The organism is Actinophytocola sp., assembly GCF_049647105.1.
GTDB lineage: Bacteria > Actinomycetota > Actinomycetes > Mycobacteriales > Pseudonocardiaceae > Actinophytocola.
On record NZ_JBARWZ010000309.1, the window covers coordinates 101,187 to 123,129 of the forward strand.

At 68.9% G+C, this 21,943-nt stretch carries 24 protein-coding genes and 1 pseudogene; 7 read left to right on the forward strand and 18 right to left on the reverse strand.

Translation table 11 applies throughout. The features are described 5' to 3' along the window. Positions 1–3: 3 nt before the first annotated feature. The 3 genes from WBA97_RS38110 to WBA97_RS38120 all read right to left on the reverse strand — a co-directional run bounded on the left by WBA97_RS38110 (position 4) and on the right by WBA97_RS38120 (position 1,948). Entirely contained in the window at positions 4–750 is a 747-nt protein-coding gene (locus WBA97_RS38110; protein ID WP_424235895.1) for a sugar isomerase domain-containing protein, read from the reverse strand. After that, positions 747–1,382 carry a TetR/AcrR family transcriptional regulator gene (locus tag WBA97_RS38115; RefSeq protein WP_424235896.1) on the reverse strand — a complete coding sequence of 212 codons (636 nt, stop codon included), beginning with the start codon at positions 1,380–1,382 and terminating at the stop codon, positions 747–749. The genes WBA97_RS38110 and WBA97_RS38115 overlap by 4 nt, the downstream gene beginning before the upstream one ends. 131 nt (positions 1,383–1,513) lie before the next feature. Then, a complete protein-coding gene (locus WBA97_RS38120; protein ID WP_424235897.1) occupies positions 1,514–1,948 on the reverse strand; it encodes a MarR family winged helix-turn-helix transcriptional regulator in 435 nt (144 codons plus the stop codon). Positions 1,949–2,027: 79 nt separating this feature from the next. Here WBA97_RS38120 and WBA97_RS38125 point away from each other — a divergent pair, with 79 nt between their 5' ends. Together WBA97_RS38125 and WBA97_RS38130 are read left to right on the forward strand one after the other, a co-directional pair. Next, entirely contained in the window at positions 2,028–3,419 is a 1,392-nt protein-coding gene (locus WBA97_RS38125) for an MFS transporter (protein WP_424235898.1), read from the forward strand. Between the two features lie 81 nt (positions 3,420–3,500). Then, positions 3,501–4,124, forward strand: a complete 624-nt coding sequence (locus tag WBA97_RS38130) for a nucleotidyltransferase domain-containing protein (RefSeq protein WP_424235899.1) — start codon at positions 3,501–3,503, stop codon at positions 4,122–4,124. 227 nt (positions 4,125–4,351) lie between these two features. Here the strand turns inward: WBA97_RS38130 and WBA97_RS38135 are convergent, their stop codons facing one another. The 4 genes from WBA97_RS38135 to WBA97_RS38150 form a co-directional block, all read right to left on the reverse strand. Then, positions 4,352–6,073, reverse strand: coding sequence for a glycosyltransferase family 39 protein (locus WBA97_RS38135; protein ID WP_424235926.1), 1,722 nt, complete (start codon positions 6,071–6,073; stop codon positions 4,352–4,354). A gap of 65 nt (positions 6,074–6,138) precedes the next feature. Next, positions 6,139–7,392 (reverse strand): glycosyltransferase, encoded by a 1,254-nt coding sequence (locus tag WBA97_RS38140; protein WP_424235900.1) that lies wholly within the window; start codon positions 7,390–7,392, stop codon positions 6,139–6,141. Positions 7,393–7,431: 39 nt separating this feature from the next. Beyond that, positions 7,432–8,901, reverse strand: a complete 1,470-nt coding sequence (locus WBA97_RS38145; protein ID WP_424235901.1) for a sensor histidine kinase — start codon at positions 8,899–8,901, stop codon at positions 7,432–7,434. Continuing rightward, a complete protein-coding gene (locus tag WBA97_RS38150; RefSeq protein ID WP_424235902.1) occupies positions 8,879–9,595 on the reverse strand; it encodes a response regulator transcription factor in 717 nt (238 codons plus the stop codon). Before WBA97_RS38150 ends, WBA97_RS38145 begins: the two co-directional genes overlap by 23 nt. 133 nt (positions 9,596–9,728) lie before the next feature. On the opposite strand from WBA97_RS38150, the gene WBA97_RS38155 reads away from it, so the two are divergent. Further along, positions 9,729–10,253, forward strand: a complete 525-nt coding sequence (locus WBA97_RS38155) for a hypothetical protein (protein ID WP_424235903.1) — start codon at positions 9,729–9,731, stop codon at positions 10,251–10,253. 21 nt (positions 10,254–10,274) lie between these two features. On the opposite strand, the gene WBA97_RS38160 is transcribed toward WBA97_RS38155, so the two are convergent. The 4 genes from WBA97_RS38160 to WBA97_RS38175 form a co-directional block, all read right to left on the reverse strand. Further along, positions 10,275–11,396 (reverse strand): lytic transglycosylase domain-containing protein, encoded by a 1,122-nt coding sequence (locus WBA97_RS38160; protein WP_424235904.1) that lies wholly within the window; start codon positions 11,394–11,396, stop codon positions 10,275–10,277. Positions 11,397–11,579: 183 nt separating this feature from the next. Beyond that, positions 11,580–12,293 carry a hypothetical protein gene (locus WBA97_RS38165; protein WP_424235905.1) on the reverse strand — a complete coding sequence of 238 codons (714 nt, stop codon included), beginning with the start codon at positions 12,291–12,293 and terminating at the stop codon, positions 11,580–11,582. Next, positions 12,290–13,165 (reverse strand): ATP-binding cassette domain-containing protein, encoded by an 876-nt coding sequence (locus WBA97_RS38170; RefSeq protein WP_424235906.1) that lies wholly within the window; start codon positions 13,163–13,165, stop codon positions 12,290–12,292. The genes WBA97_RS38165 and WBA97_RS38170 overlap by 4 nt, the downstream gene beginning before the upstream one ends. After that, the gene (locus WBA97_RS38175) at positions 13,162–13,560 is read right to left on the reverse strand and encodes a GntR family transcriptional regulator (RefSeq protein ID WP_424235907.1); all 399 of its coding nucleotides are present in this window, start codon (positions 13,558–13,560) and stop codon (positions 13,162–13,164) included. Before WBA97_RS38175 ends, WBA97_RS38170 begins: the two co-directional genes overlap by 4 nt. Positions 13,561–13,686: 126 nt before the next feature. On the opposite strand from WBA97_RS38175, the gene WBA97_RS38180 reads away from it, so the two are divergent. The 3 genes from WBA97_RS38180 to WBA97_RS38190 all read left to right on the forward strand — a co-directional run bounded on the left by WBA97_RS38180 (position 13,687) and on the right by WBA97_RS38190 (position 16,498). Then, positions 13,687–14,565, forward strand: a complete 879-nt coding sequence (locus tag WBA97_RS38180; protein WP_424235908.1) for a sugar phosphate isomerase/epimerase family protein — start codon at positions 13,687–13,689, stop codon at positions 14,563–14,565. 18 nt (positions 14,566–14,583) lie between these two features. Next, positions 14,584–15,975, forward strand: a complete 1,392-nt coding sequence (locus WBA97_RS38185) for a M20/M25/M40 family metallo-hydrolase (protein WP_424235909.1) — start codon at positions 14,584–14,586, stop codon at positions 15,973–15,975. A gap of 112 nt (positions 15,976–16,087) precedes the next feature. Next, positions 16,088–16,498 carry a hypothetical protein gene (locus WBA97_RS38190; protein WP_424235910.1) on the forward strand — a complete coding sequence of 137 codons (411 nt, stop codon included), beginning with the start codon at positions 16,088–16,090 and terminating at the stop codon, positions 16,496–16,498. Here WBA97_RS38190 and WBA97_RS38195 read toward each other — a convergent pair. The 3 genes from WBA97_RS38195 to WBA97_RS38205 all read right to left on the reverse strand — a co-directional run bounded on the left by WBA97_RS38195 (position 16,470) and on the right by WBA97_RS38205 (position 19,304). Next, on the reverse strand, positions 16,470–17,990 hold the full coding sequence (locus WBA97_RS38195; RefSeq protein WP_424235911.1) for an Nramp family divalent metal transporter: 1,521 nt from the start codon (positions 17,988–17,990) through the stop codon (positions 16,470–16,472). The two genes, WBA97_RS38190 and WBA97_RS38195, sit on opposite strands and share 29 nt — an antisense overlap. 654 nt (positions 17,991–18,644) lie before the next feature. After that, on the reverse strand, positions 18,645–19,046 hold the full coding sequence (locus WBA97_RS38200; protein WP_424235912.1) for an HAD family hydrolase: 402 nt from the start codon (positions 19,044–19,046) through the stop codon (positions 18,645–18,647). A 108-nt stretch (positions 19,047–19,154) separates the two neighbouring features. Further along, on the reverse strand, positions 19,155–19,304 hold the full coding sequence (locus tag WBA97_RS38205) for a hypothetical protein (RefSeq protein ID WP_424235913.1): 150 nt from the start codon (positions 19,302–19,304) through the stop codon (positions 19,155–19,157). Here WBA97_RS38205 and WBA97_RS38210 point away from each other — a divergent pair. Continuing rightward, on the forward strand, positions 19,291–19,965 hold the full coding sequence (locus WBA97_RS38210; protein ID WP_424235914.1) for an NUDIX domain-containing protein: 675 nt from the start codon (positions 19,291–19,293) through the stop codon (positions 19,963–19,965). The two genes, WBA97_RS38205 and WBA97_RS38210, sit on opposite strands and share 14 nt — an antisense overlap. 8 nt (positions 19,966–19,973) lie before the next feature. Here WBA97_RS38210 and WBA97_RS38215 read toward each other — a convergent pair whose 3' ends face one another. The 4 genes and pseudogenes from WBA97_RS38215 to WBA97_RS38230 form a co-directional block, all read right to left on the reverse strand. Further along, on the reverse strand, positions 19,974–20,687 hold the full coding sequence (locus WBA97_RS38215) for a hypothetical protein (RefSeq protein ID WP_424235915.1): 714 nt from the start codon (positions 20,685–20,687) through the stop codon (positions 19,974–19,976). A 69-nt stretch (positions 20,688–20,756) separates the two neighbouring features. Next, positions 20,757–21,401 (reverse strand): 3'-5' exonuclease, encoded by a 645-nt coding sequence (locus WBA97_RS38220; RefSeq protein WP_424235916.1) that lies wholly within the window; start codon positions 21,399–21,401, stop codon positions 20,757–20,759. Then, positions 21,386–21,841: a DegT/DnrJ/EryC1/StrS family aminotransferase gene (locus WBA97_RS38225; protein ID WP_424235917.1), complete on the reverse strand. Its 456-nt coding sequence runs from the start codon at positions 21,839–21,841 to the stop codon at positions 21,386–21,388. The genes WBA97_RS38220 and WBA97_RS38225 overlap by 16 nt, the downstream gene beginning before the upstream one ends. Then, positions 21,838–21,943, reverse strand: a pseudogene (locus WBA97_RS38230) (IS5/IS1182 family transposase); the annotation flags it as partial. The gene WBA97_RS38225 and the pseudogene WBA97_RS38230, both read right to left, overlap by 4 nt.

Consider the following 21,943-nt stretch of genomic DNA (forward strand, 5'->3'; position numbering starts at 1 on the left):
CGCTCAGCTCGCGGTGCGGCGGAGGCGGCCCTCGTACCGCGCTTCGAGCTTGACGTTGCGCTCGTAGCCGCCCGGCACGTTGTTCGACACGTACACCGGCGGCTCGACACCCCACTCGAGCAGCAGCCGCACCGTGTCCGCCACCAGCATCTGCGCCAGCAGGCCCGCGGTCAGCGACGACACGCCACCGACGGACGTGCCGTCCGGCAACGGAAGCAGCGTGTCGCCGAAGGGTGCGCCGTTGTCCAGCGTCACGTCCGCGAAGTCCGAGAGTCGCTTGCCGGACTCGTGTTTGGCCGGGACCTGGCTGCTGTGCCGCAACGACGTGATCACGACGAGCTTGTGGCCCTTCGAGGTCACGATGTGCGCCATCTCAACGACCGACGAGTTGACCCCGGAGCTGGACGCGATCACGAACACGTCCTGCGGTTGCGGCGCCGCCATCTCGTAGAGGCGCGATGCGACGTCGCCCCGGCGCTCGAGCATCGGGTCGGCCAGCACCGAGGGGTCCTCGCCGCCGAACTGCACGAGGTCCGACAGCGAGAGGCGGTTCGAGGGGATGAGCCCGCCCGCGCGGCCCGCGATCTCCAGCGCCGTGCCCTGCGAGTGGCCGGTGCCGAACGCCTGGATCACCCCGTTGTCCCGCACCGAGCCGGCCAGCAGCTCGGCGGCGGGTGTCACGTCGGTCTTCGCCACCTCGCCAAGGCGCGCCAGCAGGGCGGCGGCGGAAGCGGAAGCGGAAACAGTCATGCCGTCACCGCCGCGACCGCGAACCGCACTACTTCCGTGATGACCTCGTCCAACGTGATCCTTCCCCGGTTGACCGAGTAGTGGTGCACCAGTTCGTTGACCGAGGCGATCACCGCGAGCGCGGGCAGCGTGAAGTCACGCGCCTTCGCCTCGCCACGCAGCACCGCGCGGTCCGCCTCGGCGACCATGAAGTCCCACCACCGCTTGCGCCAGGCCATGCGGTGCGTCTCGACCTTGTCGCTGACGCCGATCATCTCGACGTACGCGAGCCGCGCCCAGCGGGGATCACTGGCCATGTTGTTGAGGAACGTGCGCACGGCCAGTTCGAACCGCTCCGCGAGTGCCGCGTCCGTCGCCTCGGCGAACGCGGCGTTGACGGCCAGGTACGACTGCTCGTTCGCGCGCGAGTGCAGCGCGATCAGCAGGTCCTCACGGGAGGTGAACTCCTCGTAGAAGTTGCGCGTGGACACCCCGGCGTGGGTGCACAACTTCTCGATCGACGACGTCGCGTAGCCCTCGGTGCCGAATAACTGCAGCCCGGCCTCCAGCAACCGCTCGCGTCGCTCGGCCCGCCGGTCGGCGGCTGTCCGGCCACCATAGGTGCGCCGTGCCACCGCCTCGGTACGCGGCATCCGGTTCCCCTCGCCCTTAGACCATCAGTGCCATCGGTCAGGCTACTGGCTGTGCTGGCGCCGGGACAACGAGGCAGCATCAAGCCGTGCATATCGGGCAAAAGAGTGTAAAACGTGCAATCGGGCCGGAATCACTGTTTCTTGGTTCTGAGCCCCTCGGCCAGTGCTTCCAGCGCGGGGAGCGCGTCGAGCAGGGCGTCCGTGGCGTCGGGGGACAGACCGTCCAGGATCCTGACCACCGTCTCGGTGCGCGACTCGATGATCCGCAGGTGCACGTCGCGGCCCGGATCGGTGGCCTCGAGCTGCACCGCGCGCTGGTCGGCTGGGTTCGGCAGCCGGGTGACGAGCCCGTCGTCGACGAGCCTCGCGACCACACGGGACAGCATCGTCGGGTTGAGACCCTCGATGTCGGCCAGCTCGGTCATGCCGATCGGGCCGCGGTGCGCGACGATGGCCAGCACGGAGGCCTGCGTGGGCGTCAGGTTCTCGCTGACCGGCGCGGCGTTGAGCAAACGCGCCAGCCGGCCGATGACCCGGCGCAGGCGGATCACGTTCTCGGCATCCACTAACCGACTCCCGGTGGGTCTGGTTGGTCACAACACTTGGTTGCTTGCCAGCAGGCAAGTATTCTCTGCTCTCGTGGGGATGCGAAGCATAGAAGTAACGAAACCGGTCGCCATCCCCGCCGAGGCTCTGCCGCGCCGCCACGTGGTCTTCGCCGTGGTGGCGATCGCCCTGTTCATGGCCTCGATGGACCAGACCATCGTCGCGACCGGACTGAACGCGATCCAGTCCGACCTGGGCGCCGAGCTCACGTGGAGCGGCTGGACCATCACCATCTACTCGCTCGGCCAGATCATCGCGATGCCGATGGCGGGCAAGCTCGGTGACCACTTCGGCCGCAAGAAGGTCTTCCTCATCGCCGTCGTCATCTTCACGACGGCGTCGCTGGCCTGCGGGTTCGCGAACAACATCTACGTGCTGGTCGCCCTGCGCGCCGTGCAGGCCATCGGCGGTGGCGCGTTCCTGCCGTCCGCGACCGGCATCATCGCCGACCACTACGGCCCCGCCCGCGACCGCGCGGTCGGCATGTTCACGTCCATCTTCCCCATCGGCGGCATACTGGGCCCGATCCTCGGCGGCGTGTTCGTGACGTACTCATCGTGGCGGACCATCTTCTTCGTCAACGTCCCCATGGGTTTGGTGTTGCTGTTCCTTGGCTGGCGGCTGATCGGCGAGACCACCGACCGCAAACCGGCGGAACGCATGGACGTGCGCGGGCTCCTGCTGCTGGCGTTGCTGATGCTGACCACGATGTACGGCCTGACGAACCTCGACCTCGGCGTGACCAGCCCGTGGTTCCTGGTGCCGGTCGGGTGCGGGGCGTTGCTGTCGTACCTGTTCGTGCGGCACACCGCGCGTGCCAGTGCCCCGTTCATCCCGATGAGGCTGCTGCGCGGCAAGGGTTTCGGCGCGATGAACGTGCTGAACCTCCTGTTCGGCGGCGCCGCCATCGGCTTCGGGGCGCTGGTGCCGCTGTACGCAGAGGAGCGGTTCCACATGGACCCGCTGGCGGCCGGGACGGTGCTGACCGCGAGGGGCGCCGGGGTGATCTGCGTGGCGGCACTGGCCGTGCTCACCCTGCGCAGGCTGGGGTGCCGCATCCCGATGGTGGTCGGCTTCGTGTTGATCATGACGGGGTTCACGCTGATGGCGTTCCCGCCGCCGGACACCAACGGCTACCTGTGGCTGATGATGGCGGCGGGCATCACCGGCGTGGGGATGGGCGTGTCGGTGCCCGCGTCGAACAACGCGGGACTACAGCTGGCACCGGACCAGATCGCGTCGATCGCGGGACTGCGCGGCATGTTCCGGCAGAGCGGCTCGATCATCGCGGTGTCGGTGATGACCGCCGTGGCGGCGAACAGCGGCAACCCGGGGATGGCGCAGGCGCACGGGTTCGTGGTCCTGTCCGTACTGATGCTGGCGGCCGTGCCACTGATCTTCACCATCCCCGACCCCAGAGGCAGCTGGTGACGACAGCCAACTATAGTACGGGTAAGTCTACTTTTGTGCGTGAACACGTACTATAGTTGTGTCGCGCTCGGGAGGTGCCTGGTGGAGTTGAGTCGGCCGCTGGCAACGATCACGCCCACTTTGGATGGTGATGTCCTCACGGTTCTCGCAAGACACGATGCCACGTTCACGACAGGGCAAGTGCACAGGATCCTGGTGCAACCTTCAGAGGAAGGAATCCGCAAAGTACTACGACGCCTGACCGGTCAAGGAATCGTACTGTCCGAAAGGGTGGGCAACGCCTTCGCCTACCGATTCAATCGCGACCATCTCGCTGCGCAGTACATCGTGGGACTAGCTCGAATGCAGGAGACCTTCTTGGCAAGGCTTGAAGACCTCCTGGAGTCGTGGCGAATTCCGCCTGTGTATGCAGCGGTGTTCGGATCCGCCGCACGCGGACAGATGACAACGTCCAGCGACGTGGATCTACTGCTGGTTCGCCCGCGTGCTGCGGCAGAACCGGACTGGGAAGGTCAAGTAAACGACTTGGCGACGACGGTGACTCGATGGCTCGGCAATGACACTCGTGTGCTGGAGTTCGCTGAGGACGAAATCGTCATGAGAGGACGCGAAGAACCCGTCCTGAATGACGTACTTCAGGAAGGTCTCACCGTGGCGGGAAGGCGATCATGGTTGGCAAAGCAGTTGCGGAGCGGAAAGAACTGACATGCGAACAAAACCATGCTCAGCGCCGATCGCCCAGGGGTGAATGAACAAGGCGAACCAATTCATCGCCGCGGCGGAGACGATTCGTGACTTCGCAGGCGAAGACGACGATGTCTCCGACGCCTATGTCACGCTCTGTGTACGTCGTGTCCACATGTCCACGAAGGACCGATAGACCCGTCATGGTGTATCCGGGTTGAGTGGCCCGCCCGCGAAACCACCTCACCTCACCCCCGCAGGTCGTACACCGTCTGTCCGTCGACCGTCCGCGACTCGAAGTTGGTCGACACCCATCCGTCGATTTCCGAGCCGCCGCCGGGCCGCGTCCCACCGCCGCCGACGTAGTACCCGATCTCCCCGGCCTCGACGTACTGCTGGAACTCGGCGAGCGTCGGTGCCGGATCGCCGCCGCTCCACCCGCCGATCGCGATTACCGGCCGCCCGCTGGCGAGCGAGAGGTCCGCCGCGAAAGTGCCGCCGGTCGTGGCCGCCGCCCACTTCGTGTCCGTGTCAGACAGGAGCGCGGCCACTTCCGACGACATCGACGGCCCGCCGCCCATGTCGTCGACCTGCGAGGTCGCCGGGCCCGACAACGGGATCGAGCCGGCATGGGTCTCCGCCGCCGTTGCCACGGTGAAGGCGCCGGTGCCCAGCAACGCCGTCATCACCGCGGCCACGCCGAGTGCACGCGCACGGATCCCCGCGGCCAGTGCGGTCGCCACCGCGACCGTCGCCGCGAGCGCCGTCCATCGCAGCCACGGCAGCCACTCCGGCGTCCTGTCCAGCAGGATGAACGTCCACACGCCGGTCACCGCGACCATCCCCGCCAGCACGAACCGGACCGGCGGATGCGCCCGCCCTCGCCACAGCTCCCGGCCCGCGATCGCCGCCAGCGCGGCCACCCCGGGCGCCAGTGCCACCGCGTAGTACGGGTGGATGATGCCGCTCATCAGGCTGAACACCATGGCCGTCACCACCGTCCAGCCGCCCCACAACAGCAGCGCGGCGCGGGTTCGGTCCGTGCGCGGGGCCCGGCGGGTGAACCACAGGCCCGCGACCAGCCCGATCAGCGCGGCGGGCAGCAGCCAGGACACCTCGACGCCGAACGCCGCGCCGAACATGCGGCCCCATCCGCTCGCGCCGCCGAACCCGATGTTGCCGCCGCCGCCCATGCCACCGCCGGGGTTGCCGTCGCCGCCGAAGACGCGGCCCAGCCCGTTGTAGCCGAGCGCCAGCTCCAGCACGCTGTCGTCCGCCGACCCCGCGATGTAGGGCCGCGAACCCGATGGCCACACCGCCACCAACGCGACGTACCAGCCCATCGACACGATCACCGCGACCAGGCCTAGCCCAAGGTGCGCGATGCGCCGTCCCAGCGACGTCGGCGCCGCCACCAGGTACGCGAGTGCCAGCGCGGGCAGCGTCAGGAAGCCCTGCATCATCTTGGTCAGGAACGCGAACCCGACCGTCGCACCCGCCAGCATCAACCAGCCGGGACCGGCCTTCTCCACCGCGCGCACCGTGCAGTAGGCACCCGCCACCAGCAGCAGCGTCAGCAGCGCGTCCGGCTGGTCGTAGCGGAACATCAGCGCCGCCACCGGGGTCAGCGCGAGACCGGCGCCCGCGAGCAGGCCCGCTGCGGTCCCGGACGTCCTGCGGACCGCCGCGTACAGCAGCCACACCGATGCCACGCCCATGAGCGCCTGCGGCACCAGCACCGTCCAGGCCGAGAACCCGAAGACCCGCGCGAACAGCCCGGGTAGCCACATCGCGGCGGGCGGCTTGTCCACGGTGATCACGTTGCCTGCGTCGAGCGAGCCGAACAGCAGTGCCTGCCAGCTCTGCGAGCCCGCCTGGATCGCGGCCGCGTAGTAGCTGTTCCCCCAGCCGGTGGCGGTCAGGTTCCACAGGTACAGCACCGCGGTCCCGGCCAGCAGCGGCAACAACATCCAGTGACGCTGCTCGCGTGCTGGCCGCGCGGGTGCGGCAGCGGTGACGGGCGAAGCGGTCGCGATCACGAGGCACTCTTCTCGGTCAGGCGGCGCGGGTGGAACACCCAGCCGCGGAGCAGCAGGAACCGCAGCACGGTGGCCGCGAGGTTGGCGGCGACGAGCACGGCCAGCTCGAAACCCCGGCCGGGCACGGTGAGCCAGTGCAGTACGGCGAGTGAGGAGGAGGTCAGCGCCAGCCCGAGGCAGAACACGATCAGCCCCTCGAACTGGTGGCGCGTGACCCCGGCGCGCCCTCGGACCCCGAACGTGTACCGCCGGTTGGCGGCCGTGTTGCCGACCGCCGTGACACCCAGGGCGGCGAAGTTCGCGCCCTGTGCGCTCATCCCGTTGCGCAGCAACGAGTACAGCACCAGATAGGCCAGAGTGGACACCACGCCGACGGCCGCGAACCGGACCAGCTGTCGCAGCAGCCCTGCCGTGGGCGCGTCCCGGCCGAGCTGCTCGCGCAGCCGCGCGACCGGGATCCGCCCGGTCGCGAAACCCCGTGCCAGCCGGGCGATCCCCGTCACGTCGGCGATCGCGGTGGCGAGGATGTCGACGCGGCTGTCCTGGTCGTCCACCCAGTCGACCGGCACCTCGTGGATGCGCAGCCCGGTCCGCTCGGCCAGCACCAGCAGCTCGGTGTCGAAGAACCAGCCGGTGTCGGACACGTGCGGCAGCAGCGTGGCCGCCACGTCCGCGCGGATCGCCTTGAAGCCGCACTGCGCGTCGGAGAACCGGGTCGCGAGCGCGCCACGCAGCAGCAGGTTGTAGCCGCGGGAGATCAGCTCCCGCTTCGGCCCGCGCACCACCCGGGCGCCGCGCGCGAGCCGCGACCCGATCGCCAGGTCGGAGTGGCCCGACAGCAGCGGCGCGACCAGGGGCGGCAGCGCGTTGAGGTCGGTCGACAGGTCGACGTCGAGGTAGGCGAGGATCGCCGCGTCGCTCGCCGACCAGACCGCGTGCAGTGCCCTGCCCCGGCCCTTCTCCGCCAGGTGCACGGCGGTCACGTCGGCGAACTCCGCCGCCAGCGCGTCGGCGACGGCCGCCGTGGCGTCGGTGCTCGCGTTGTTCGCGATCGTGATCCGGAACCGGTAGGGGAACCCGGCCGACAGGTGCTCGTGCAGCCTGCGGACACCGGGCGCGAGGTCCCGTTCCTCGTTGAACGCCGGGACGACGACGTCGAGCACCAGGGTGTCGCCGTCGGTCTCGATGGCGCCCCGCTCAGTGGGGTTGGGCACCGGGTTGGGCACCGGGTTGGGCACTGTCAGCGTCATGGTGACCACGTTCGGCCGTGTGGCTGGGTGCCGCCTTGGTCAATCCTGTGTCCGCGCTGTGTCCCTGGCGCCTGGCAGACGCACCGTGAACCGGGTCCGTCCCTGGTGGCTCTCGACGGTCACGTGGCCGTGGTGTGCCTGCACGACGGCCGCGACGATCGCGAGCCCCAGCCCGGTGCTGCCCGCGGCGCGGGAGCGGGACGAGTCGCCGCGGGCGAACCGCTCGAACACCTCCGGGAGCAGGTCGGCGGGGATGCCGGGGCCGTCGTCGGTGACCGTCAGCGTCGCCGTGTCGTCCGTTGTGGACAGTCCGACGGTGACGGTCGTGCCGGGTGGGGTGTGCGTGCGTGCGTTGGACAGCAGGTTCGCGAGCACCTGGTGCAGCCGCGCGTCGTCGCCGGGCACGGTGACCGGGTCCGGTGGCACGTCGAGTCGCCACACGTGACCGCGGCCCGCGACCTGCGCGTCGCTCACCACGTCCACGACCAGCCGCGACAGGTCGACGTCGGCGTACTGGAGCGGGCGGCCGGAATCCAGGCGCGCCAACAGGAGCAGGTCCTCGACGAGCGCGGTCATGCGGGCCGACTCCGACTCGACGCGGCGGAGCGCGTGCGCGACCTCGGGTGCGACGTCGTCGTCGCGGCGGCGGATCAGCTCCGCGTACCCGCGCACGGCGGCCAGCGGGGTACGCAGCTCGTGGCTGGCGTCGGCGACGAACTGCCGGACGCGGGTCTCGCTCTCCTGCCGGGCGGTGAGCGCGTCGCGGACGTTGCCGAGCATCCGGTTGAACGCGAGGCCCACCTGGCCGACCTCGGTGTTCGGGTCGGTGTACCGCTTCGGCACCCGTTCGGCCAGCTCCACCTCGCCCCGGTCGAGCGGCAGCTCCGCGACCCGGCTCGCGGTGGCCGCCACCCGTTGCAGTGGCTCCAGCGCCCGCCGGACGATCAGCGCGCCTGCCCCCGCCGCGGCAAGCAGCCCGGCGAGGGCGACGCCGCCCATGATCAGCCCGGCGCTGAGCAGGACGTCGTTGACCTCGGACATCGGCAGCCCGGACACGAAGGTCTCACCACGCGGACCCTCCCGCGCGATGAGCCGGAACTCGCCGAGGTCGCCGATGGTCCTCGTGGAGAACCCCTCGCCGGACGGCACGCGCAGGACGTCGGCCGTCTCGGCGCTCGTCAGCGCGCGCGGGGTGTCGCCGCTGGTCTCCTGCCATGCCTGCCCGGAGCCGTCGGCGAGGATCCCGGTGATGGTGCCGGTCGCCTGGGGTGGCGCGTTGCCGGGGCCGGGCGCGGGGAGCACCCCGCCGTCCTCCCGCAGCACTCCCTTACGGCTCGCGTCCTCGACGCGGTTGTCGAGCTGGTCCACGAGGAACGCACGCAGTGCGATCTCCGAGATGGCCACGATGACCACGCACACCAGTGCCAGCAGGACGATCTGCTCGAAGATGAGCCGGCGCCGCAGCGACCAGCTCTCCACACCCCGCTCAGGCCGCCGGTTTGAGGACATAGCCCGCGCCCCGCATCGTGTGGATCATCGGCGTCCGGCCGGCGTCGATCTTCTTGCGCAGATAGGAGATGTACAGCTCGACGATGTTGACCTGGCCGCCGAAGTCGTAGTGCCACACCCGGTCGAGGATCCGCGCCTTCGACAGCACCCGGCGCGGGTTGCGCATCAGGTACCGCAGCAGCTCGAACTCGGTGGCGGTGAGGTCGACGAGGTCGCCGCCGCGGTGGACCTCGCGGCTGTCCTCGTCGAGGGTGAGGTCGCCGACGACCAGCGACGCGCCATCGGTCGCCTCGGTCACGCCGGTGCGGCGGAGCAGGGCACGCAGGCGGAGGGTGACCTCCTCGAGGCTGAACGGCTTGGTGACGTAGTCGTCGCCACCCGCGGTGAGGCCCGCGATGCGGTCCTCCACGGCATCCTTCGCGGTGAGGAACAGGACGGGCAGGGTCGGCAGGTCGGCCCGCATGCGGCGGAGGACCTCGAGGCCGTCGATGTCGGGGAGCATGACGTCGAGCACGACCGCGTCCGGCCGGAACTCGCGGGCCACCCGGACCGCGGCGAGCCCGTCGAGTGCACTGCGGATCTCCCAGCCCTCCAGGCGCAACGCCATCGTGACCAGCTCGGCGAGCGTCGCCTCGTCGTCGACCACCAGGACGCGGACGGGTTGGCCGTCCGGTCGTCGCAGCTCACTCCGCATGGACACATGGTCGCCCGCGCGGGTGTGGTTCCGCTGTGTGAAACCTGTGGGTTCCCTGTGCCGCCGTGGGGTCACAGCGGGTGCCCACAGCGAGCACAGGTCACCCACAGGAACGACCACGAGGGTGTCCGGTATGAGTACGGAACAGACTGAAGCACCCCAGTGGGGCGCTCCACCACCGCCCGACCAGCCCCGCTCGCGGTGGACGGCGAAGCGCATCGTGGTCACGGTGGCGATCGCGGTCGGCATCGCGGCGGCGGGTGGGGTCGCCATCTACGCCGCGAGCGGCTCGACCGCCGCCGAACAGGGCGGGCCGGGCGGTGGCCGCAACGTCGGCGGCGGTCCGATGATCGTCGGCGGCCCGATGGGCTCGACGTCCGGCACCGGGCACGGCGAGTTCCAGACGGGCAAGGTCACCGAGGTGACCGACGACTCGATCACCGCGAAGAGCGAGGACGGCTACACGAAGACCTACGTGATCGACGACGAGACCGAGGTGGTCGGCGACCTCGCGAAGGACGACGAGGTGACCATCATCGCCACCACGGAGGGTGACACGGCGACGGCGGAGTCGGTCATGGAGATGGGCGCGATGCCCCAGCGTCGCGACGGCAACGGCCCACCCAGGAACGGGGGCGGCCCCCAGGACGGGAACTGACCACCGTGCCCCAGGCGGGGGTCAGCCGCCTGATGTCGTAGTGGCCGGTTCCGGCGACGGCACGCAGTCCGGTGGCACGACCTCCGGGTGCAGCGGGTCGCACTCTTCCGGCACGGGTGGGTCCACCGGCGGTTCCGAAGTGGTCGTCGTAGGCGTGGTCGACGGCGGTGTGGACGGTGTGGATGGCGGTGTCGACGGTGGCACAGAGGGGGGCGTCGAAGGGGGCGTCGTCGTCGGCGGTGGCGACGGCGGGCTGGTCGGCGGGGCGTTCGGTGTGGCCGGTGTCGTGGGTGCTGCCGGGGTGGTGAACTCCGGGGGCGCCGACGAGAAGTCCGTGAGGTCGTCGATGGTGATCGTGCCGGTGCGGTAGATCGCCATCCACGAGCGGACCAGCGCCAGATAACTGGTCGAGTGGTTGTAGCTCAGCACGGCCTCGTCCAACCCGGCCGGGGTGCCAAGGTCGCGGTTCGCCGCGCACAGGTACCTCGCCGCGGCCAGGCCGGCGTCGTAGATGTTGTGCGGGTCGCGCCTGCCGTCGGTGTTGCCGTCCGACTGCCACTTCGACCACGTGCCGGGGATGAACTGCATCGGCCCCACCGCGCGGTCCCACGACGTGTCCTCGTCGAGCGTGCCGCCGTCGGTGTCGCGGATCGCCGCGAAGGGGCCGCCGTTCAGCACCGGGCCCAGGATCGGCGTCAGGGTCCGCCCCGTCTCGTCCACCCGGCCGCCTCTGGCGTGCCCTGACTCGACCTTCCCGATCGCCGCCAGCAGTTCGAGCGGGAGGTGGCAGTTCGGCTGCGTCAGGTTGGCCCGCTCGACCGCCCGCCGGTACGCGTCCAGCACGGTCGACGGGATGCTGCCGGTCGTCGACGGCGGGGCTCCTGTCACGAACCTTCCGCTGGCCAGATGGCTCTCCACCAGCGGAAACGCGGCGTTGGGGGCGGTACCGCCGTCCGCGCTCGTCGACGCCGGATCGCTGATCACCGGTGCGTTGGGCGCCCCGGGGGCCGATGAGGATGGCACCGCCGACGCCGAGGAAGCCGCCAGCAGCATCGCGCCGATCGCCATCAGTCCGCCGACCGGAGGCACCCGATGGTGACCGCCACCGCCCGGCGTGACCACTCGTTCGTTCTTCTTCGGCACCCCGCTCCACCCCTTCGGCTCACCTTTACTTAAGCGAACCCAGCCAGTAGAGCATCGGGGCGACACGGAGGCAGCGCGCGGACGCGTTGCGTACCCGTTCGGGCAGGCAAGCCAGCCTCATCGGTGACGGTGACCTGCCCCGGTGCGTCATGACGGGCCCGCGAGGTCACGCCACAAGGCCGGTCACGCTACCTTCGGCCGCATTGGCATGGCGCGCACGATTGCCCAGGTCACCAGGCCGCCGACCACGGCCCCGACCAGGCTTATCCCGATGGTGGTGAGCATCGGGAACCGCAGCGGTTCGGTCAGCCTGTCGAACAGTGGCACCCCGTTGAGCCCAGTCAGTAGCTCGCTCGGCGCGGCGATCAGCAGTCCGATCGGGATGGTCACGACCCCGAGCAGGACGTTGCGGGTGAACCCGGCCGCGATCATCGCCCCGGCCAGTGCCCACAGCAGGAACATCACCGAGTACACGCCGAGCAGACCGAGGACGTTCCCGGTGTCGCCGTACAGCGCCGGGTACGCCATCCGGTGCTCCCACCCGAGAATCTCGAACGCGCCGCGCTCGAGCTGGTAACCGATCGTCACCATCACCGCGAGCGCGACGGCCAGTCCGGCGGTGTAGGGCCACAGCTGCCGCAGGAAGTCCCGCCGGGTGCGGCCGTGCGCGAGGTTCACCCGCAGGTACGTGGTGATCGCGTCGACGCCGAGGCTGAGTGCGAACCACCTCGGCACCTGCGCCGCGATGTAGTGCCAGATGCTGCGGTCCACGTCGCCCCAGAGCGCGACGCCAACCAGGATCAGCGCGGACACGATCATCGTCGGCACCCACAGGAGCAGCGAAAGCGACACGTGCGCGGTCAGCATCACGCGCAGCAGAGGCCGGCGGGCGGTCATCGGGCACCCCCGGAAGTCAGGTGTACGAACAGGTCCTGCAGCGCGATGGGTTCGAGGTCGACGCCGATCTCCCTGGCCTGTGCCCTGCGCCGGTCGTCGAGGCGGCCGTAGACCATCGCGGACTTGGTGCGCCCCAGCGTCCGCTCGCCGAGGACTTCGAGGCCGAGCGTGAACGAGTCGACCAGCGCGGCCTCCCCGGTCACGGCCGAGCCAGCGGCCCGCAGTGTGTCCGCCTCCTCGTGCAGCAGCAGCTTGCCGTGATCGAGGATCAGCACGTCCTCGAACAGCTTGGCGACCTCCTCGATCAGGTGTGTCGAGATGATCACCGTGCGCGGATGGGCCAGCACGTCGGCCAGCAGCGCGTCGTAGAACGCGTACCGGGACGGCGCGTCCAGCCCGAGGTAGGACTCGTCGAAGATGGTCACCGGCGCGCGGGACGCGAGGCCGATCGTGACGCCGAGCGCGCACCGCTTGCCCTGCGAGAGCTCCTTGGCCTGCTTGCCTGGCGCCAGCTCGAACGTGTCGAGCAGCTCCGCCGCGTACTCCGCGTCCCAGCCTTCACGCAGCCGCGCGCCGTAGCCGAGCAACTCGCCGACGGTCACCGAGGCGACCGCCGCGTCGCCCTCGCCGCGGACGAGGCACAGCTTCGTGGTCGCGGCGCCGTTCTCGAACACCGGCTCGCCGTCGATCAGTACCGTGCCGGAGATCTGCCGCTCGAAGCCGGCCATGATCGACAGCAGCGTGGTCTTGCCCGCGCCGTTGCGGCCGAGCAGGCCGTAGATCTTGTTGCCGGACAAGGAGAAGCTCACGTCGGTGAGCGCGTCGACGGTGCCGAACCGCTTGCCGATACCGGTGACCTCGATGTCGGTCATGGATCGTCCCTCCGTGCCAGCTCGTTGATGCGCTCGACCAGCTCGGACAGGTCGATGCCGATCGCCTTCGCCTGCGCGACCATCGGGTCGACGACATCGGTGAAGAAGCTCTTGCGCCGCCGCGCACGCAGCGCCTGCCGTGCCTGCGGGCTCACGAACATGCCAATCCCCCTTCGTTTGTAGAGGATCCCGTCGTCCACCAGCTGCTGGAAGGCCTTGTTGACGGTCGCGGGGTTGATCCGGTGGAACGCGGCGTACTTGTTGGTCGACAGCACCTGCTCGTCCCCGGCGAGCGCGCCGCTCAGCACCTCGGCCTCGATCTGCTCGGCGATCTGCCGGTAGATCGGGCTGCGGTCGTCGAAGTTCACCCTCACCCGCCCGGTCCGTTGGTTCATTACTCCACTAATGAACCATCAAACCTGGCCGCCGTCAAGTGATGGTGGTGGAACTGGTGGGAAAGCGCTTTCTCAGGTACTTTCCGAAGCGATACCAGGCGAACGTGACCACGAGGAAGTGCACGGATGAACCACGGGATCACCAGACGGAGACTGCTCGCGTTGCTCGGCGCCGGGGTCGCCACCCTCGGTGCGGCGGGTGTCGCGGGCGCCGAGCCGTTCGCGGCGGGCGGCCACCGAGGGCGCATCCCGCGCGGCGGTATCGGCATGCACCTCTACACGGTCCGCGACATCCTCGCGGCCGACCCGCTCGGCACGCTGAAGGCGCTGGCCGCGATCGGGTACCGGTGCGTCGGCGTGAGCGCGTTCCCCCGGCCCGCGGCGGAGATCAGGGACCTGTGCGCCCATGCCCGGCTCGACCCGGTGATCCTGCACGTCGGACACGGTGACATCACCGGGAACTGGGCCGCGAAGCTCGCCGACGCGAAGACCATCGGCGTCAAGTGGGTCGTCCTGTCGTCGTTCCCGGGGGACATGTACACCGTCGACGGCATCCGGCTCGGCGCGCGGCAGCTCAACGAGGCCGGTGAGGCCGCGCGTGAGATGGGTTTCGGCCCGATCCTGCACCACAACCACGACTCCGAGTTCCGCGTGGTCGACGGCATTCGCCTGTCGGACATCCTGTTCGGCGAGACCGACCCCCGGTTCGTCGGGTTCGAACTCGACCTCGGCTGGGCCGACCGGGCGGGCATGGACGGCAGGCAGCTCTTCCTCGACCACCCCCACCGGTTCCCCGTGCTGCACGTCAAGGACCACGACGGGCAGGGCGCGTGGACCGACGTCGGTCACGGCGTCATCGACTGGTCGCGGACCTTCGAGACCGCGCACCGAGGCGGCGTGAAGTACTGGCTCGTGGAACGCGACGACCAGCCCGCACCGCTCGAGACGGCCGCCAACAGCTACGAAACGCTTGCCGCGCTGAGGTTCTGGCGATCACCCTGGTAGGCGGTGTAGGCAAGGAGAATGACTGAGAACTCTCGGCGAACGTTCCTCGCGGCGACGGTGGCGGCCGGCGGTGCGACCCTGGTCGGTGGACCGGCGCTGGCGGCGGGTGGTGACGACCGCCCGCCGCTCGCCCAGCCGCCGGACAGGGAGCTGCGTGCGATCCTGCGTGAGGTGGACCCGGCTCGGATCGAGGCGATCGTGCGCAGGCTGGTGTCGTTCGGCACCCGGCACACACTGTCCACACAGGACGATCCGGCGCGGGGCATCTGCGCCGCCCGCGACTGGATCCTCGCCGAACTGCGGCGGTACGCGGCGGCCTCCGACGGCCGGATGACGGTCGAGCCGCAGTCCTACCTCCAGGAGCCGGGCCCCCGGATCCCGGTCCCGACGCGCATCACCAACGTGGTCGCCACGCTGCGCGGCTCGGTCACGCCGGAACGCGTGTACGTGGTGTCCGGCCACTACGACTCCCGCGTCACGGACGTCATGAACGCGACCGATGACGCCCCGGGCGCCGACGACGACGCGTCAGGCGTGGCGGTCTCCATGGAACTGGCAAGGATCATGGCGAAGCGCGCACCGAAGTCCACGATCGTCTTCGCCGCGGTGGCAGGCGAGGAACAGGGCCTCTACGGCGCGAGGTACATGGCCGCCCAGTACAAGGCGGCCGGTGCGGACGTGCAGGCCATGTTCACCAACGACATCGTGGGCAGCAGCCGCGCCGACGACGGCACCCGCGACCCGCACACCGTGCGCCTGTTCGCCGAGGGCGTGCCCACCGCGGAAACCGAGGAAGAGGCCGCGACCCGCCGCTCGGTAGGCGGTGAGAACGACTCCCCGCCGAGGCAGTTGGCCCGCTTCGTCCGCTCGGTCGCGGACAACCGGGAGACCGGCATGGACGTCCGCGTGATCTACCGGCGAGACCGCTACCTGCGCGGCGGCGACCACATCGGCTTCCTGGAGCAGGGCTACCCGGCCGCGAGGTTCACCGAGCCCAACGAGGACTTCGCCCACCAGCACCAGGACGTACGCGTGGAGGACGGCAAACAGTACGGCGACCTGCCCGAGTTCTGCGACTTCGACTACATCGCGGGCGTGGCCCGCGTCAACGGGGCGGCGCTGTGGTCACTGGCGGCCGCGCCGGGCACCCCCAAGGGCGTCCGCGTCAGGACGAGCGGCCTGACCAACGACACCGAGCTGTACTGGCAGCGGGGCACCGAACCCGACCTGGCGGGCTACGAGATCGTGTGGCGAGAGACGACCGACCCGGAGTGGACCCACGTCATCCGGGCAGGCGACGTCACCACGGCCACGATCGACATGTCGAAGGACAACGTCTTCTTCGGTGTGCGTGCCGTCGACCGGGCAGGCCACCGCAGCCCGGTCGCCTACCCACAGCCGGGGAGCTGACGCACCCGATCCAAATGGTTGTTCGCCCGAGTGTGCCAGTTGGCATATGGCCTGCTCGGGACATCCCTGACCATGGTCCTACCGGAAGTGTGGGAGATCTGGGGAGGGCGTCATGAACAGCCACGCGAATACACTGGCTCGTCAGGCCGACTGGACGCCGGCATCGCAGGCCAGCAAGCCGGACGTGGTTCCGCCGCATCCGCCGTTGCAGTCCGGGGGCTGGTACCGAGGCACGGTCATCGAGATGCCCGGGCCCGGTCGGCCGCCGGTCCTCGTGGCACAGGAGAAGGTCACGTGGGTGGCGGTTGTGCTCGCCGTCCTGTTCGGGCCGCTCGGGCTTTGTTATGCCTCCGCCAAGGGTGGGTTGCTCGCGACCGTGCTGACCGTGGCGGTGCTCGGGTACGCGGAGGCGGGGTTCCTTCCGCTGGTGCTCCTCTGGCCGCTCGCCGTGGCGGTGGCGCCGGCCCTGCTCGCGCTGGGCCGGCGCTCATCGATCAGAACGACACCAGTGGGCCGCCGGTGATGAACTCGAAGGCGAAGTTCACGAAGAAGAACCCGAAGAACAGCACGTTCAGCACGAGAATCACGTAGTGCCACGGCCGTGGTCTGGCCGCCTTCGGGAGACGGGAGTTCAGGTACATCAACGCGAACGGGAACATCAGCGCGCCGAAGTTCGACATGTTCGCGGAGATCTGCACCAGCTCCACCGGGAGCGCGAGGTGCAGCGCGGCCGCGATCACGACCAGGACGACCAGCATGTAGGGGTAGTAGAACTTGCGTGGATCGCCTGCCAGCCTCCGGCGTAGCCGGGGGCTGACGGCGTGCGCGGCGTCGGTGAAGTTGCGTACCAGCGCCTCGAAGATGCCGAGCTGCGTGGAGAACAGCACCAGCACGCCGACGAAGAGCATCAGGTAGAACATGCCCATGCCGTACTGGGCGCCCAGCTGCTCTGCGGTGAAGGTCGGCACGTTCGCGGTGGTCGGCACCTCGCCCGAGGTGGACACGACGTGTGCCATGAGAATCGTCGGCAGGAGCATGCCGATCATCGCGCCGCCGAAGAACACCAGCCACAGGTCGACCATCAGCAGGCGATACCAGCGGCGCCAGCGGGTGGTGTTCTCCAACGTGTCGGGGAACGTCACGCCAACCGCGCGCACCTCCTGCTGCTCACCACGCATGCCGGACAGGAACCCGACCTTCGAGCCCATGCCGTAGCCCTTGTCGCGGTAGTGGTTCATCGCGTACCAGTTCAGCCCGGACGCGAGCGCGGTGAACCCGGCGAGCGCGCCAAGCGTGGTCGCCGTGATGCCCTCCGGTGGTGCGGCGGGGGTGACGAGCCCGCGCACGCCCTCCCACCAGATCGACCACGGCACGATCACCAGGCACACCACGACCAGGACCACCAGCAGCGTGCCGACCAGCACCCAGTTGGCGAGCTCCAGCGTGCGGGACACCTTGCGCGCCAACGCGGTGATGAGGAAGACGACCAGCAGCAGCCCGATCGCGAGCAGCCGCACCCATTCGATCTCGTCCGGACGGTGGAGCCGGCCCGTGATCAACGCGAACATTCCCTGCCCCGCGCCGGCGGCCCACCCGCCGAAGATGAACGCGAAGTAGAACGCGATGAGGGAGAACGGAACCCACAACTTCCAGCCGGGCGGCACGCGTCCGAACCCGACGATCGGCACCTCACCGGTCGCGGTGACATACCGTGCGCACTCGACGTTGTAGAACGTCTGCAGGATCGCGGAAACGGTGATGACCCACCCGACACCGACGAACCCGAACTCACCGATCGCGCCGGGGCCGAGCAGCCACTCGCCGCTGCCGATGGAGATACCGAGCGCGATGAGGCTCGGACCGATCACGAACTGGATGATCTGCCGCACGCCGAGCTTGCGGACCTTGAACACTTCTTCCGGTAACGGCAGGTCAGCCACCCCCATCGGTGGCCGGCTGACGCCGAGTTGGTATTCGGTGGACTGAGAAGCACGTTCATCGACATCTTTTGCCATGACGACCTCCTCAGTCTGCTTTAGCGCACGACGACATTCCAGTCAATTGTCCTTTTCAGACAGGAACTGTGTTCGCAATGCGCACACAGTTTTCGGGTCGCCGCTCAACCTGGATCCACCGGTGGCGTTTGCCTCATCGGTTTGCCTCCGGCGGCTCCTCGCCGGAGGGGCAGGTCTCCAGGATGGCCTGGGGTTTCGAGGATTTCTTGCGTTGGGTTCGGGTCTGCCTGCCATCCCGTCGACCTCCCAGGGGCTATCACGCCGTCTCAAGGGGGCCAGGCTTTCGCATCTTGTGCTTTGGTCTGTTTGGCCCCCTTGACACGGCGTGATCGGGGCTTCGCCAGGTCGACGGGATGGCAGGCAGACCCTTGTGGTGAAGGGCTCGCGCCCTCTCGGGGCATCGGGATCGCACCCTGCGGGTGCGGGCCGGGCGCTGCGCGCCCGGCCCGCGAAGCGGGCTTGACCAGGTCGACGTCCATCGCGCGACCAGACAAACCGATAAGAAACTGGTGGATTCAGGCTCAACGTCCTGAAAGCGTCTTTCGGGACACTGGAATCGCCCCCACTGACCAGCGAAAAGGACTTGCCGACCCTTGAGGAAGGCGGGTGGGCCTCGTTTCGGCTGCGGATGATCAACACCCATCCGGTAGCCCGTCACTCCGCGGGCCACGACCCCCGTGCCCCGCAGCACGTCCCCACGACTTTGGTCGGGGCCCAGGTGAGCTGGCCGTTCTGAATGAGTAGTACCTGCATTCGCGCACGTCGTGCGGCGAGGATGCCGTCGGGGGCGTCGTCCACGGCCAGGCAGTCGTTGGGGTTGACGTCGAGCCGGTGGGCGGCTTCGAGGAAGGTGTCGGGGGCGGGCTTACCGCGCTCGATGTCGTCGCGGGTGACGACGGCGGCGAAATGGTCTGTGAGGCCAAGTACCTCAAGTCCGGTGTGGACGAGGATGGCGCCGGCACCGGAGGCAACGGCGCAGGGTAGGTCCGCAGCCCGTGCTTGACGAACGACGTCGACGATGGCCGGGATGGCGGTGAGTGTGTCAGGTGTGGTCAACGCGAGCAGGCGGGCACGGCTGCTCGCGAGGATTCGGTCTCTCGGCAGTGGAGTTGGGCTCGGAACCTGGGCGAGTAGGTCGAGAAGCGATAGACCGCTGTGCTGGCGTTACCAGTCGCGTGTGACCGTGATGCCGTAGGGCGCTAGTGCGTCGGTGAGGGCGCGGTAGTTGCGTTCGTGGGTGTCGGCGAGGGTGTTGTCCCAGTCGACGATCAGCGCTCGGCGACCGTTGAGCGCGGCCGCGATGATCCGGTTCATCTGTTCCTCCGCAATCCGGATGGGTGACGAAGCCGTCGTGTCCGTGGTGGCGTGCCGCCGCGCTTTTGTCGGGATGGTCTGGCACGCTTGCCAGCGAGCAACAGCAAGTAGCGATCACGGAGCTACCTTGATGATCAAGCACGCCACGTCGAGCACGTTTGTGTTCCACCGTTTCGTGTCGGAGTGGCGGCTCGGTCTGGTTGTCCAGCCCCGGCTGGGGAGGCACATGATCGTCGGTGGGCACGTTGAGAAGGACGAGACGCAGGCCGAGGCCGCGGTACGTGAGGCACTTGAGGAGTCCGGGCGCGAGGTGCGACTGCTGGCCTGTCCGACGCCAGCACTGCCCGTGGGTTACCCGCACACACGGGTGCCGGCGCCGTGGTGGATCAACGAGATCATGGTGCCTGCGGACAATCACCTCGACGAGCCGCATGTGCACGTTGACCACCAGTATGTGGCTATGGCGCACTCGCCGGAGCCAGTCAGCGAACCGGTTCACCCGTTCGACTGGTATGGGCTCGATGAGCTCGCCGGGCTCGACATGTTCGAGGACACGCGGATGCTTGCTCGGGCGTTGTTCCCGATCATCGGGTCGATCGCTGAGGCGGAGGGGGATGCGGCGCTGCTGTTGCGGGTGCTGGCGTCCAGCGGCATGGGCTGACCTGCGCATCACTGGGTTTGAGGCGCCGGTGGGCTGGAGAACGGGTGGGCCGGGGCTGCCGCGATCCAGGTCGACATCTTGTCGACCAGCTCGTTGGCGTCGTGGTTGCGGCGGTCGAGCAGGCGTACCCGCTGCGGGTCGGCGGTGGCCAATCGTTCGAACAAGGGCGCGGCGCGGCGCAGTAGGTCGCGTTGCTCGTCGGTGAATTGTCGGTCGTCGCGAGTCTCAGCGCGGCGGACTGAGGTGTCGACGTCGTCGGTCAGCACGATCGTGAGGTCGGGTAGTGGCCGCCAGCGGCTGGCGTCGGCGATGATCGTGTCCAGCAGGCGAGCCGCGGCCTCGTCGTCGGGCTCGAGGATCAGCGATTGGTAGATCGCGGTGCTGTGGATGCTGCGGCCCTCGATGACCGTGTCCCCGTTGAGCAGTGCGGGGCGCGCGGCTTCGTAGTCGTGCATCTTGATCGCGAGCAGCAGCAGGGTCTCCGACCGCGGGAACCCACCGCGTAGGAAGTACTCGCCGTTGGCGGCGTCGATCAGGATCCGCAGGAGTCGCCTGCCGAGGTCGGTGGTGGCGTCGGCGCGGCGGGAGAACTCCTCGATTACCTGAGGTGGGCGCCGGCTGTGTGCGGCTGAGGCCGCGATGAGGCGGTTGGTGAGGTAAGTCTTGCCGACGCCGTTGAGTCCTTCGATCGACACCAGCCGACCGTGAGTGGTGCTGTGCATGACGGGGATCCTCGATGCAGGAGCCTGGGCAGTGATGCGGGTTGCATCACTGCCGCGGGCTGACGGTGGTCAGCCGAACAGGGCGACCTGTTCCGGGCGGGCAGCCCGGGCGGCGTACCCGGCAAAGCCTCGGAGCTGGCGCACGTCAGTCCAGCCGCTGTCTGCGACCATGCGGCGGAACAGCTTGGTGGTGAGTTCCACGTCGGCCATCGCCCGGTGCCGGTTGGACGGGATCGGGATGTCCAGATGCCGGATCAGGTTGTCCAGGCCGTGCCCACCAGGCAGGTCGGGATAGAGGTTGCGTGCCAGCTTGACCGTGTCGATCAGGTCGACGCGGGCGAGGTTCGGACAGTGCTCACGCAGGGCGTAGAGCAGGCCCGCCTCGGCCGGTGCGTGGTGGGCGATCAGCAGGTACGGCCCGCCTGTGAAACGGGCGTCCAGCCGGGCCATGACCTCGGCTGCCGGAGCCTGGTCGGCGAGCATGGCCGGGGTGATGCCAGTCTGATCGATGTCGAACTGGGTGACATCGGCCAGGTTGTCCGGGCGGATCAACGATTCCCACCGTGTGTTCGCCACGAGGTGGCCGTCGACGACCCGGAGGGCTTGGACAGCGACCTCGATCGGTACGTAGGGGCGCCCGGTCGGCGTCGTGTACTCGAAATCGATCACCACGGGGGTGATCGTCCGCAGGTCGGCGATCAGGTGCTGGCCCATCGGGTCACCTCCTGCGTGATCGTCTCGGCGTAATCGCGGATCCGATGCACGTCGTCATCGTGGGTGAGAACGACAGCCAGTATGCCGTCCAGGAAGGTGGCGGTGGTGATGCAGGCGGGCATGTCGGTGGTGAACATGGGTCGCTGATCCAGCGGGACCAGTCCGAAGGAGCCGGTCGAGTTCGGCACCCCGGTCCTCGCGAGGTGCTCGGCGAAACTTCGGGGGTGCCCGACGTTCAGGCGCAGCAGCGGCGCATAGTGGTTCCAGCGCTGTCCAGGAGGCTGCGGCAGCGGGGTGGCCTGTGGGACATCGCGGAGCAGGTCCAGCAGCAGGCTGGTGAGTTCGATCCGCTGTTGCAGCAGATCGTCGAACCGCGCCAGCTCGCGGCGACCGATCGCAGCCAGTGGGGCGGCTAAGAGGCTCCGGCGAATGAGGGTCACTTGAGGCGGCGGGTGGTGGGGCGGCTGTCCCATCGGTAGGTCTGGCGGGCTTGTTGGATGAGGCAGCGCAGGGTGACGAACGCGGCGGCCAGGTGGAGGTAG